The organism is Methylotuvimicrobium buryatense 5G (genome assembly GCF_000341735.1).
GTDB lineage: Bacteria > Pseudomonadota > Gammaproteobacteria > Methylococcales > Methylomonadaceae > Methylotuvimicrobium > Methylotuvimicrobium buryatense.
This window is the reverse complement of the sequence record NZ_KB455575.1, coordinates 1363206-1377271: the sequence shown is the minus strand read 5'-3', so window position 1 is coordinate 1377271 and position 14066 is coordinate 1363206. Positions and strand designations below refer to the sequence as shown.

At 49.6% G+C, this 14066-nt stretch carries 7 protein-coding genes; 2 read left to right on the top strand and 5 right to left on the bottom strand.

The features are described from left to right. Nucleotides 1-56 precede the first annotated feature (56 nt). The 4 genes from METBU_RS0106135 to METBU_RS0106120 all read right to left on the bottom strand — a co-directional run bounded on the left by METBU_RS0106135 (nt 57) and on the right by METBU_RS0106120 (nt 7527). Complete coding sequence (locus METBU_RS0106135; RefSeq protein ID WP_328285778.1) at nt 57-1013, bottom strand: beta-ribofuranosylaminobenzene 5'-phosphate synthase family protein; 957 nt, start codon at nt 1011-1013, stop codon at nt 57-59. Nucleotides 1014-1309: 296 nt separating this feature from the next. Continuing rightward, the gene (locus METBU_RS0106130) at nt 1310-4063 is read right to left on the bottom strand and encodes a cation-transporting P-type ATPase (protein WP_017839788.1); all 2754 of its coding nucleotides are present in this window, start codon (nt 4061-4063) and stop codon (nt 1310-1312) included. Between the two features lie 460 nt (nt 4064-4523). Beyond that, on the bottom strand, nt 4524-6839 hold the full coding sequence (locus tag METBU_RS0106125) for a SulP family inorganic anion transporter (protein ID WP_014148879.1): 2316 nt from the start codon (nt 6837-6839) through the stop codon (nt 4524-4526). A 43-nt stretch (nt 6840-6882) separates the two neighbouring features. Beyond that, nucleotides 6883-7527: a carbonic anhydrase gene (locus METBU_RS0106120; RefSeq protein WP_017839787.1), complete on the bottom strand. Its 645-nt coding sequence runs from the start codon at nt 7525-7527 to the stop codon at nt 6883-6885. Between the two features lie 1314 nt (nt 7528-8841). On the opposite strand from METBU_RS0106120, the gene METBU_RS0106115 reads away from it, so the two are divergent. Together METBU_RS0106115 and METBU_RS0106110 are read left to right on the top strand one after the other, a co-directional pair. Further along, nucleotides 8842-9522: a response regulator gene (locus METBU_RS0106115; RefSeq protein ID WP_014148876.1), complete on the top strand. Its 681-nt coding sequence runs from the start codon at nt 8842-8844 to the stop codon at nt 9520-9522. Beyond that, a complete protein-coding gene (locus METBU_RS0106110; protein ID WP_017839786.1) occupies nt 9509-10894 on the top strand; it encodes a sensor histidine kinase in 1386 nt (461 codons plus the stop codon). The genes METBU_RS0106115 and METBU_RS0106110 overlap by 14 nt, the downstream gene beginning before the upstream one ends. 658 nt (nt 10895-11552) lie before the next feature. On the opposite strand, the gene METBU_RS25175 is transcribed toward METBU_RS0106110, so the two are convergent. After that, nucleotides 11553-13481, bottom strand: coding sequence for a DUF3300 domain-containing protein (locus METBU_RS25175; RefSeq protein ID WP_017839785.1), 1929 nt, complete (start codon nt 13479-13481; stop codon nt 11553-11555). Nucleotides 13482-14066 lie beyond the last annotated feature (585 nt).

Here is a 14066-nt window from a genome sequence, read left to right as displayed (position 1 = left end):
GTTAAAAGTCTATCGCTTAAGCGAGTATGTGCCGGCTTTAGGAATCAATAAGCGAATTAGACGGCCGATACTTGGCCGCCGCTGTTACTGACGCCGACCGTGACAAAACTCAAATGAGGATGGCGTGAAAATTGTCGGCGCGCTTGTTCGGTGATCGCTTCGGCTTGCTCGGCTCCCAGCAAAGCGCAAAAGCCGGTCGGCCCCCAGGAGGTCTGGCCGATCGCGACGCAGCCTTGCGCTTCCAACCATGCCATGGATTCGGCAACTTCCGGGCTGGTGAAAATGCCGCCCTGTGCCGGAGCGAAATGTTCGCCGACCGAGCGCTGCAATTGCGTAACGACTTCGCCGAATCTGACAATATCGTGTTCGGCAACTGCGGGTAATCCTTGCATCATCAATAAATAACAAAGCCGAGCCGCTTCTTGTTGCGGAAATGGGGGTAGCGCTTCGAAAGCCTGAATTTCTTGCTTACCATGCAAGCCTTGTCCGCGCTTGTCGAACACTAAAATAATGCGCCAATCGTCGGGAATTTGCATGTGCGCCAATACCGGGGGGGTCACCGTTCGCTCGCCCCGTCCGCCATCGACAACCAATCCTCCTCGTTCAAATACACCGATGCCGATACCCGAACGCATGCCTCTATCGGTTAATCGCGCGATATCGCGAACCGTTAGATTTAAGCCGAAATAATGGTTCAAGCCCATGCCGACCGCCAGCGACATTTGCGTACCGGAGCCTAATCCGACATGTTCCGGGATCGACGTTTCGACATCGATGCTAAATGACTCGGGAAGATTGAGTGCCGCACAGAGTTTGCGCGCACATTTTTCGGCTCGAGAAGCGGACATCCCGGTTACGGTCAAATGATCGGCCGGTCTAATACTTAAGCGGGTGTTGATTTCATTCAGCGCGACGCCGATGCTGCCGAAGTGGCGCCCCAGCGCGCCGCTCAAATCGATAAAGCCCATATGCAGACGGGCGGGGGCTATCACGCTAACTTTAGAGTATTGCACGTTCAATGAGCTGATTCTATTGAAAACAAAAAGGTATTATACCCAAATGTAAACGAGAATGTGGTCCGAGCGTCATGGGCGTTGTCTATGGTTCCCAGTCTCTACATCAATGCCATTAAGTTAAGCCATCACAGAAATAAATAATGCTTGCATTCAGGCTCTAATACACCTCAAAAGCTTGCCATCCATGGCACTGGATTCCGCCAGTCCATGTCGGAATGACGAGTTTCCGTTAACTTAATAGCAGTGATGCTCTGCATAGAAACTGTTTGAGGAAAATGCACGTTCCTTAAGATTTACCTCTTGGCTTTCGGTTGGGCTTTAAGGTTTTTAGCCCGACGGTTAGAAAATAGGCGTCTAATCAATTTTTCCAATTCCAGTATGATGAACAAGAACAGGCCGATTCCGACGATTTCCATGCCATGGATGAAGTCGACCGGACGGGTGTCGAAAAAGTGTTCCATGAACGGTGCATAAGTAAATATGGCTTGAAGCGTAATAACGACAAAAATTGCGATTAAAACGGCTTTAGAGCTGAATAAGTGTTTGAACGATAGAGAGGAACTGCTTAGGTAACGTACATTTAAAAGGTAAAAGACTTCCAGCATAACCAACGTATTGACCGCATAAGTTCGTGCTTCTTCGAGCGTCGAGCCGTGCAGTTGGCTCCAGAGGAAAATACCGTAAATGCCGGCAAAAAACAGCAGCGAAACGAAGGTGATGCGCCACAATAAAAAGCCGGACAACATCGCTTCGTCTTTAGGTCTCGGAGGACGCTGCATGACGCTAGGCTCGGACGGCTCGAAGGCCAGCGCCATTGCCAAGGCGACCGAGCTGACCATATTGACCCAAAGGACTTGTAGCGGCGTGATCGGCAAAGTCAGGCCGGTCAATACCGCGGCGATGATGCTCATCGATTCGCCGCCGTTGACCGGCAATAAAAAAATGATGGCTTTCTTTAAATTATCGTAGACGGTACGGCCTTCGCGGACTGCGCGTGCGATCGATGCGAAATTGTCGTCCGCCAGCACCATTTCCGAAGCTTCCTTGGCGGCTTCGGTTCCGGTCCGACCCATTGCGATACCAACATCGGCTCGTTTCAAAGCTGGAGCATCGTTAACCCCATCTCCGGTCATGGCAATGACATTGCCGCCTGCCTGCATGGCGGTAACCAGTCGCAATTTGTGTTCCGGCGATGTTCGGGCGAAGATATCGACGCGCGCGGCGACTTCGATCAATTCATCGTCGCCGATCGAAGACAGGTCTTGGCCGGTCATGACTTCATCGTGATTTTCAAGGTGTAATTGCGCGGCAATCGCGCGGGCAGTCGCGGCGTGATCGCCAGTGATCATTTTGACGCGGATACCGGCCGCGCGGCATTCCTTGACGGCTTGTATCGCTTCCTCGCGCGGCGGGTCGATTAGGCCGATAAGTCCCAACAGTATCAAACCGTCATCCAGGTCCGAAAAATTAAGCTCGGTTTTACCTTCTTCGACCGGTTTGAAAGCGATGGCCAAAACGCGTTGTCCGAGTGAGGCGACCTCATCGATCCAGCCGGTCCAATAAGCAGGATTGATAGCAACATCGCCGTCTTTTTGACGTTCTAAGGTGCATAGTTCGATCAAACGTTCCGGTGCGCCTTTGACGATAATATACTGATGGTTTTCATGGTCGTGATTCAAGGTAGCCATGAAGCGGTGTTGGGCATCGAACGGAATCACATCGCCTCGAGTATTTTTGCGGTGCAGGTCGGTAGGTTCGAAACCGCCTTTCATGGCAACGGTTAATAAGGCGCCTTCCATCGGGTCGCCGTCGACAATCCATTGATCGTCTTTTTGGCGCAGGGACGAATCGTTACATAAGGCGCCGTATTTAACGATTTGCTGCAAAATAGGGCGCTTGTCGATAGCGACATGTTCGCCGCCCGAGAAAAAGTCGCCGGAAGGCTCATAGCCGACGCCGCTGATTTCATAGAGTTTGGATGACGTTACGATGGATTTGACGGTCATTTCGTTACGCGTCAGTGTGCCGGTTTTGTCCGAACAAATGATCGATACGGCGCCGAGTGTTTCGACTGCCGGCAGTCGGCGGATAATGGCATTGCGGGAGGCCATGCGCTGGACGCCGATGGCCAATGTTACCGTTAGGATTGCCGGTAAACCTTCAGGAATGGCCGCTACAGCGAGGCCGACCACGGTCATGAACATTTCCGAGGGATCGGTTCCCTGGATATAAAAACCGAAAGCAAAGACGCTTGCGGCAATCAGGATGATCGCCAAGGTCAGCCAGCGGGAAAAAATCGCGATTTGTTTAAGCAGCGGAGTAGTCAACTCTTCGATACTAGAAATCATGCCGCTGATGCGGCCGATTTCGGTATCGGCACCGGTCGCTACGACGATCGCTTTGCCGTGTCCGGCTGCAACCATCGTTCCGGAATAGGCCATCGGAAAACGGTCCCCTAAGTCGGCATTTGCTTCGACCGCTTGGGTTGTTTTTTCGACAGCGACCGATTCGCCGGTCAGGACGGCCTCTTGGATTTGCAGGCCCTTTGCCGAAATTAAGCGCAGGTCGGCGGGAACTTTATCGCCCGGTTCGAGAATCACGATATCGCCGGGAACCAATTCTTCGGCCGGAATCCCTATTCGATTACCGTCGCGCAATGCCGTCGCGCGTGGCGCCAACATATGTCGAATTGCTTCGAGCGATTTTTCAGCCTTGCCTTCTTGAACGAAACCGATAATCGAATTGACAAACACGACGGCGATGATCACGTAAGTATCGATCCAATGATCGAGCAATGCCGTGACGACTGCTGCACCTATCAAGACGTAGATTAATAAGTTATGAAATTGGGAAAAAAAGCGCAGTAACGGACCTCGGGTTTTGGCCGGGGGCAAACGATTTGCGCCATATTTTTGCAGACGGGATACGGCTTCTTGTCCGGAAAGTCCGTCCGGGTTGCCGCCGAGTTGTTTGAGAACTTTCTCGGTCGATGATGCGTGCCAATCGATCTTCGCTATTTTCTCGACTTTTTGCTTTGATTTGCCCATATAAAGCTCCTTTATGGTTGATTTTATGCTGACAATATCATTTCAATAGACGCGTAAGGATTTGGTCATCAACAATTTCCCTATTTTATGGAGGGTTCGGTTGCTCGATTAACTGGTATCGGCCGCAGGGAAGTGTACAAGGACGTAATCCTGTCAAACGAGTAATCGAATTCTCGACAAAGCTGGTAGCTCCAGGGAGTTATTTATCGCGAAATCCTAAGTCTTTGTATGATGGTCGTATCAGGCGGCGATCAGGAAGTTTGATAACTCAAGTCCTGTTAAAGATTATAACAGTGAAACGGGCAACTGTGCGGTCAAGTATTGCGAGCTTGTATAAGCGATAGAGGAAATATCTATTTTTGGGGGGCGGAAACCAAGGTCATGGTTTGGTTTCGGCGACTTGGTTCAATTGCACAACCGGCCTGCAACGAAGGAGTTGCAGACCGGTTGTGACGAATAGTTAGTTCGTTTTCGGGTCTGAGCGCTCCCAGAATCGACTGGCGATTAAGGCATCGAGCAAATCTAATTGATCCCCGTAATGCTTAATCGCAACAATCGGAATCGGAGAGTCCATCATGATTTGCGATGTTGCACTGCCGAGTAGAATAGTCGCGGTGTTGCTTCGCCCGCGGGTACTCATTACGATCAAGTCGCCATCCAGTTCCTTGGCTCTATGCAGAATCGCGTTGCTCGGAATACTGCTTTCGACAAATTCCGGTTTTACGGTGATGCCGTGAGTTTCTATTTTAGCTAAAAACTCTTCGAAAGCTTGTTGTTCGTGCCACTTGACTTCATCGATATGTTCATCATAGCGAATCGTCGACGGATCGAAATAAACATGCAAGGCTGTAACTTCATTCAGGCCATGCAATTTAGCTATTGCAGTCGCATGAGATAAGCTATCGGCCGAAGGCTGCGAGAAATCCACCGGAGCGATAATGCGCTTGATATCCCGGCTCGTGCCTTCGGGAACCATCCAAACAGATGCCTTGGTTACCATTGCCAGACGGCGGCCCAACGAGCGTTGTCCGGTACGGTTTTTCCGGTGACCTAATAGGATCAGGTCCGAATTGGAGGCGACAGTATATTCAATCAACTTATCGAGACGCGATGGACCGCTCAGTACATGCGACATAAAAGTCACATGCTCGATATCGGTATCGAAATACTTCTCGACTTCGTCGCGTATACTTTGTTTGATCGATGCTTCTTGATTCGGTTTAATAGGTTGTTTTTGCGGAGGAATGACATGGACGAAATGAAATTCCTTGGCAATATCGCGTTCCGCCAATTTGGCGGCGTAATGCAGTAATTCCGCGTCTTCGGCGGTCATCGCCAAAGGAATCGTTACCCTGTTAAAACGGCCTGGGGCGGAAATAATGGCTTGATCCGCGCCGACCACCTCGGCAACGTGCTCTTCTTCGCGCTTGACGGGCTTGTCCAGAAATTTAAACAACAAGACATAAATAACTAAAGCGGAAAGTACGCCGGTCAAAAAGTCGGTCATCGGCACCATTACCGCAGTGTAAATCATCAATCCGGCATGGAATTTATTGTGTCCCAGCACTTCCTTCATTTCGGATGGTTTAACCATGTTGGTGGCCACCCATAATAAAATACCGCCGATGCAAGCCATGGGTACGGCTTCCAGATAGCTGGCGATGTAATAAGCCAACGCCAATTTGAGAACGGCTTTGAAATAACCGGCCAAAGGCGTCACCGCGCCGGCCTTGATGCTGGTCGCGGTTCTCGCCAAGGCGCCGGTGCAAGGAAAGCCGTTTACCATCGGGACCAGAACTTGTACCAAGCCTTGTCCCCAAAATTCCTTATCGGGATTGAACGGGGTTTTACGATTATCGGCAAGGCGGTCGGCCATCGACGAACACAGCAAGCTTTCGACGCCCGATACGAAAACGATGGCTAGTGTGAAATAAACGATATCGACCATAACACCCGAAGTCATCGTCGGCATCACCGGCGGGGTGAAGACGAAGAAATTGTTGGGAATGGAACCGTAAATATCGCCAACTAAAATAATACCTTTATCTTTCAGCAGTGTCGCGGTCACGATAGTCGAGGCAGCGATCGCAATCAGCGGTGCCGGAATAAAAATCGAGATGCGCAGCAAAAACTTCGTCAGGACAAACGTACCCAAGCCTATTGCGACAGACCAGCCATTGATCATGTGGAGATTGTTAAACGCGGCTGCAATATTATGAGTCAAACCTCCGGTGATTCCCTCATCTTGGCCGAGCATATCCTTGAAGTTTTCCACGCCTAGGATATCTTCGACATTGGTGAGCGCAATCACGATTGCGATGCCGACCGTAAAGCCGACGACAATCGAGTTCGGGACCAGCTTGGCGTATTTGCCGAGACCGAAGACGCCCATTAGCATCAATATCACGCCGGCTATGATCGAGACTAATACGAGAAAGCCGTGGGCTTCCTGAGCGCTGCCCCCATTGGTTTCGCCGTACTTCATCATCAGTGCGGCAATTAAGGGAATAAAGGCTGCGGTAGGGCCGTAAACTTGATATTTTGAGCCGCCCCAGGTTCGCCCGACTGCACAAGCTAACGCTCCGGCGATAATGCCTTGTTCGGGACGCAAGCCCATGGCCATTGCAAAGCCCATGGCCATCGGGATTGCTGTCAGTGCCACGATCAAGCCGGCGCTGAAATCTCGATAGGTCGTTTGCATCCAAGTGTCGCGGGTCAGGTCCTCCCAGCGACTGTCGAAAAATGTGTTAAATAGTCGTAAACGTTGCAAAATCATCGTTCATTTCCTCGTGATTTGGGACGTATTGTCCGCTCTATATTCATGCATATTGATAATCGTATTTGAATATCGGGTCAATTTCGGCATCCGGATAAATCGTCGCTAGCGAGTTTAATAAGCCGTTCTCCAGGCCATAGACCCAGCCGTGAATGATCGGTCGCTGTTCTTGATGCCAGGCTTGTTGAATAATCGATGTATGCGCGAGAGTTTGGACTTGCTCGAGAATATTGAGCTCTACCAGCCGGTTAACGCGCTGTTCTTCGGTGGGAAGGCTGTCGATTTCATCTTTATTTAAGCGATAGACGTCCTTGATATGCATGAGCCATTTATTGGTCAGCACCAATTTCGGGTGTTGTTTGGATAAAGCGGCTTTAACTCCGCCGCAGTTGTAATGACCGCAAACGATAATGTGCTTGACTTTCAACACAGCTACCGCATATTGCAAGACGCTTAAGCAATTGAAGTCGGTCGCCACCATCTGATTAGCAATGTTGCGATGAATGAAAATTTCGCCGGGTTCGGCATTTACGATGAGTTCTGCCGGAACACGGCTATCCGAACATCCGATCCAAAGGAATTCGGGTCTTTGCTCTTTTGCAAGATGTTTAAAAAAATTGGGGTCTATGCTTTGCTTGTCAGAGGCCCATTTTTTGTTTTCCATTAACAGCTTTTCGAATGATTTCATAGTTTCCGCCTTGCTGTTTGCAATTTTCTATAGTTGAAAATCGTAACGTTTCGATCTGTTTAATCTGGATGTTATAGCTTATTGATTTGTCGGCTTTACAACGGCAAGACAGATTTTCTTCATATACTCTTCACTGGTCTTCGTTTCGTTTTGTTCGAGGCGGTGACCTGCGAGTCCATGTTTTAGAGTTTTCAAAGGGAGGTACAACGGACGCTTAAATTCTTAAAGTTCGATACAGTGAAAAAGAATTTATGTGTCAGTGAAACGCTTCCTGTTAAATCAATACACTAGACCAGTCCGGCAAAAAACCGAATTGTTACAAATTAATTTTGTTTGGTTTAAACCAATCGCATCAATTAGCGATTATCGAATCTAATGAGGACCGATAGTTTGGTTTGGAAGGTATTGTATCGATACTACCTTTCAAAATGCTTTCAATTCAACGATGTTTATTTTTAACCGGATTGTATACCCTTTGCTGGTCAAATTTCGGCGCAGGGGTGTCCGTCAAAGGACGCCGTGAATACGTCCATGTAGGCTCTGTGACAGCATCCCTGCTGTCAAAGCCTTTGCCGAACACCCCGGCGCCTCCATACGTCAATGCCGAAATTTGAAGTGCGATGGGTATAACTATTTAGCCTGAGTATGCAGTTTAGTATTAGGCATTGATTTCTGGTCCATTCTTACTTAATAATCGTTCAATTTTGTTAGGTATGAGGTATGCTTATTACGGAACGTTATGAACTCAGTATCAATGTTCGATAGCCTAAAGTTCATGAAAGCCTGGCAATCGCCCCAGTAAATGAAAGTGCGGGGCGTTGGGGAGGGTGCGGTCACTCGCCCGACAGGACGCCTTGAATACGTCCATGTAGTCTCGACGGCGGCTATCCTTGCCGCCGACGCCTGTCGGACGAGTAACCGCACCCTCTTCGGAACCGGCATTTTCGTTGCTGAGCTTTGCATATCGAAAAATTAGATAAGGACTTCGGATTTGCGGACTTTCACAGTAAATGACTATTTAGATAATTTTTGGTGCGGGGTGACCCCATAATCGCCAACTTAGTGCCTATACTATGGTGTATTTGTGGCTTTATTCGTCATATCGGCATGGATTGTCTACATGAGTGTGAAGCTAAGCATTGCCATCCCTGGCCCTGGATTCCGCCAACCTGGCGGAATGGCGCGTTTTTCCTTAAGTTGGCGCCTATGCGGGGTGAACCCGTCCATGAGGGGCTCTCTTTGCCCAACACGAACGAATTCCAAGCGCTCCGACTGATTTTTTAGGTTTATCGTTTTGTTTATGCTTTAACTATTATGAATATTTTATTGATCGAAGATGATTCCGTTCTTACCGATGGATTGATTCATACGCTTAAAAAAACCGGTTACGTTGTTACCGCCACCAAAAGCGGGCGTTATGCCGAGCAATTGGTAGAAGCACAAGATTTCGATTTGATTGTGCTCGACTTGGGGTTGCCCGATATGGACGGTTTAGAATTATTGCGCAAATTTCGTAACCGCAAGGTTTCATTGCCAATATTGATTTTGACGGCACGGGAAAGTATGAACGACCGCATCGAGGGTATTCGTCAAGGTGCGGACGACTACATGACCAAACCTTTCGAGCTAATGGAGTTGGAAGCGCGTATTCACGCTTTGATCAGGCGTTGTTATGGGGGCTTCAGCTATACCATCGAAGTGGGTCGTCTTTCGCTCGATACTCAAAATAACCAAGTTTCCGCGGATGGGCAGTTATTGGTGTTATCGGCTCGTGAAGCGGCGGTTCTCGAAATTTTGCTGTTACAAGCAGGCAAAGTGGTTTGCAAGGATCGTATCGCGCAGCGTTTGTCGGCGGACGGCGATGCATTGGCCGATAATGCGATCGAAGTATATGTGCACCGCGTTCGAAAGCGCATCGAACCTTACGACGCCGTTATACGGACAGTACGGGGTTTAGGTTACTTGCTGGAGACGGGTAGCGATGGAGCAAAATAGAACGCTAAGAACCGAAATACTGATTCGGTTAATCACGCCGGTTTTGCTGTTTGTCGTGTTTGAAGCCGTTAGTTCCTATTATGTTACGCGGCATTATGTCGATGAAGCTTACGATCGATGGCTATTGGATTCGGCAGGTTCTTTGGTGCAGGAAATCAAAGTGAATGACAATCGGATTATTGCGGAATTACCCCCGGCTGCGTTGACCATTTTCAAATGGGATGAATTAGACAAGACTTATTTCAAAATCATCGCTGAAAACCAAGGCATGATCGCCGGAGATAGCTTCGTTCCCGAACCTTTCGATGAATCGACCGATTGGTCGACGCCGGTTTTTTTCAATGATACGGTTCGAGGCGAGTCTGTCCGAGGAGTCTCTATCCTTGTCGCGCGGGAAGATCTTCCGGAAATCGTATTCGTGCATGTTGCCGAGACGCTCAACAAGCGCCGCAACATGATGATGGATATTTTATTGGCCGATTTGATTCCGCCGATTGTTTTAGCGATTTTTATTGGTTTCTATATGCGCAAGGCCGTTTATCGAGGCTTGAGTCCTTTACGCGGATTGGCCGATGAAATTGCGATGCGCTCCCCGAAAGACTTAAGTCCGATCCCTGAAGCGCATGTTTTTGCGGAAGTACGGATTTTGACCGATACCATTAATGGCTTGTTGAAGCGCTTGGATGGCGCGATTGCTTCTCAGCAACGCTTTATCGCTAATGCCGCGCATCAACTTCGTACGCCGCTAGCGGGGCTGAAATTGCAATCGGAGAGAGCGTTACGGGAAGATAACATGGCGGCAATGAAGCCGGCCTTACTGCAAATTCAAAGCAGTGCCGACAGGGTTTCTCATATCATCTCTCAACTTTTGGCATTAGCTAAATCGGGTGCAATTGAAAGCGGGCTGCTTTTGGAAAAGTTCGATTTATTGGCGCTGGTGAGGGAGGTCAGCAGCGAATGGGTTCCTAAGGCCTTGCAGAATAATATCGAGCTCAGTTTCGAAGGCCCTAAACATGCGGTTTATATCAATGGCAACGAAATTTTAATTCGCGAGTTATTGGTCAATCTTCTCGATAACGCGATTTGTTACGGACGAGAGAACGGTAGCATAATCGTAAGGTTAAAGCCGGGTTCTTCGCCTACGTTGACTGTCGAGGACGATGGGCCGGGCATACCGGTATCCGAAATGGATAAAATCTTCGAGCGCTTTTATCGAATTCCGGGAAGTCCTGGGGATGGCTGCGGATTAGGACTTCCGATTGTCAAGGAAATTGCCGACTTACATCAAGCGGAGCTAGTTCTCGGCACTTCGCCAGGCAAGGGTGGGACGAAAGCCGATGTGGTGTTTAAGCAAACGTCGACTGAGAAGTAGGTTGATTTTTACGGATTAGGTTTATGCCAAGCAATGAATTGTTGGGCATAAACCTAAATTCGGTAGTTTAACCATGAAGCAGTTGACGTATTTTAAGAGATTATCTGAACATTCCTGCTAACCTCTTGCGTGAACGAAAGCTCTATACAAACGAATAACACGTTATTGTATTATACCCTTTGCTTGTCAAATTTCGGTGCCGGGGTGCCCGTCAAAGGACGCCGTAAATACGTCCATGTAGGCTCTATGATAGCATCCATGCTATCAAAGCCTTTGCCGAACACCCCGGCACCTCCATTGGCTAACCTGATTAGCAAGTTTCTTCAGCTAAAGCCCAAAAACCAGCATATCCCTAGCAAGACGGGGTTTGCAACCCCGTCCTAAACGTTTTGACTTTGGCCGAAGTCAGCCGAAATGTTTAGGGCAAACCGAAACGTTGGGGACGGGTTAAATAACCCGTCCCGCAGAAGGCATATTTTAGTTTTTTCGACTACGACTGGCCCCTGCTCGGACACTTGGCTTCGGCAAGCTGAGGTATCTTGCTAATCAGGTTGGCTAATGCCGAAATTTGAAGTGCGAAAGTTATAACTTCTTATTCTTCATGGTGAAATGCTACTTTAGAATAAACCTAAATGCGAGATTTTACTCACGAAGTATGTCAGCGTGAATTTGATGACTCTCTTCGATTGAATGACCTGCCGGAGGAATAACCGCCTGAGTCGCCGCGACTATTGTTACTGTTTGAGGGTCGATAACGCACACCTGTCGATGAGCCGCCTCTATCGCGACTAACGGTCGTCGAGGAAGACGGAGTCTGAAGTCGGTTTTCGGTTCTTGTTACGCGCGCATTAGTGGAGGGGCGGGTTTGTTGACGTTCTGGTGAAAAAGCTGGAGACGTTGGTCCGTATGAGCTGGCGCGTCTATTTTGAATAGTTGCTCCACTAGAAATTTGACGATGAAAATCTTGGTTTCGATTAGTTTCTCGGTTAGGGGCGCTAGAGCGTCGTTGCGCAGGAAGACTCCCGGCTTCGCGGTTTGAAGATAAATCGGAGGCCGTTCGCTGCGAAGAAATTTCTCGCCGTTGCGCGTTGCCACGATTATAGGTACTGCTTTGCCTCCGGGTATTGCCGAATGAAGCGCTTTGAGCGTTTGTGCTGGAATTGCGCGAACCTAAATCGTTTGACAAACCGCTTGACGAAATTCCGCTGGATTGGCGCCAACGATCTCTTGTCGACATTCTGTCGGTGTCGGAGCGATTATCTCTGCGTCCGGAGCTTTGGGCCGTTGATCGATCGTCATGACTTTGCGTGGTGGCATAACTGCTCCGATCTCGATTGCGCTGGTCGGATTGGGGCCGGTTGGTGCTATTAGTGCGCCAACGATCTCTTGTTGTCATTCTGTCGGTGTCGGAGCGATTATCTCTGCGTCCGGAGCTTTGGGCCGTTGATCGATCGTCATGACTTTGCGTGGCGGCATTATTGCTCCAGCCTCGATTGCGCTGGTCGGATTGGGGCCAGTTGGTGCTATTAGTGCGCCAACGATCTCTTGTTGTCATTCTGTCGGTGTCGGAGCGATTATCTCTCCGCCCGGTGCTTTTGGCCGTTGATCGATCGTCATTATTTCGCGTGGAGGCATAACCGCTCCAGCCTTGGTTGCGCCGTCCCGATTGAGACCGGTTTATGTTATCGGTGCGATCGAATTTATTTCGGCGAGTATTGGCATAGTCGGCACCGAAACGTCTTGACGTTCCGAATTGACGCTGCAGCGAATCATGGCGATAGGCAACACCTCTGCGGTGATTCGAATTATGCTGCCATCTAGGAAAGTCTGCATAGCGTACGTGTCGTCCCGAATAAAAATGAGGTCTGTGTTGATAAATATGATGGCGATGGACAACTACGGTCTGGCGTCGATACCAGTCGAAGCTGCTGAAGAAAAAACCCGGCGATACGAAGATGCCGCGTCCCCAGCCCCAATTAAAGCCCAAGTTCAAATGAATGCCGGGCGGCGGCCCCCAGTAAATGGGGGCGTAACCGGGCCACCACCATGAGCCGTAAACGATCTGTGGATTATAATAAGGCACATAGACGACTTGAGGGTTGGCCGGTTCGATAACGATAACTTGATTTTCTCGTACGACTCGCGCGTTTTCCGTCGAATTGAGGTTGCCCGCCTCATAGGCTCGTTGCCGCAGGTTCTGAACGCTATCCATGACTTGCGCTTCTTGAAATAAAAACGCGTCGCCGAGCGCGCGAGTCCAGTTCAGGTCGTCGTTCATCCGGTTCAGGACGCCCGGAAATGCAACCAAGGCTTTGACGCTGGGGTCCCAGGGTTGATGTTCGGCGGCATTTGCAGCCTGTTCGCCTTCGAGGCCCGGATTGTCTACCGACCAACGGGCCGCTTCGACGACTTCTAAAGGGTAGGTGGCCGCCACCAGTATTTGCGACAATAGTGCGTCGGGATACAACGCGATCGGCGCCAGCATTTGATCGAGTTCGGCTTGACTGAAAGCCGGATTCTCTTGTTGAGCGGATGCGGTCGGCACGTAAGATATCAACGCGACAAGCAGCATGATAATCGTTTTCATCGTATTTGCCTCCAGGCTTGGGCCTTGGCGGGTTAGGCAGGAAAGGCATGCGATCGTCGGATATCGGCGTCGGTCAATTTTCCCGCACTTGAGAGATTGTCGCATTTGACGCTTAATCTCTGCTGAATAAGGAACGCACCCGACTCCACGATTTTTGTTCATTGGCGGGACGGGGTTTGCAACTCCGTCCCGCAGGAGAAAAATCTTTTGTGGGAGCGACGCCTTCGTCGCGATGTCGAGGCCGGCGTCGTTCAAGTTGCCGTTGTCCTTTTTCGAAGTCTGTAACGTTTAGCCGTTTATTTCGGGGCTTTGGCGTTGCGACTTCGATACCGTTGTGCGTTTTTCGGTCGTATCGAGTTCGACGATCGCGATCAGGGGATCGCTCCCACAAAGGCTTCCCGTCGCTGTGGTAGCGACGCCTTCGTCGCGATGTCGAGGCCGGCGTCGTTCAAGTTGTCGTTGTCTTTTTTCGAAGTCTGTAACGTTTAGCCGTTTTTTTCGGGGCTTTGGCGCTACGACTTCGATACCGTTGTGCGTTTTTCGGTCGTATCGAGTTCGACGATCGCGATCAGGGGATCGCTCCCA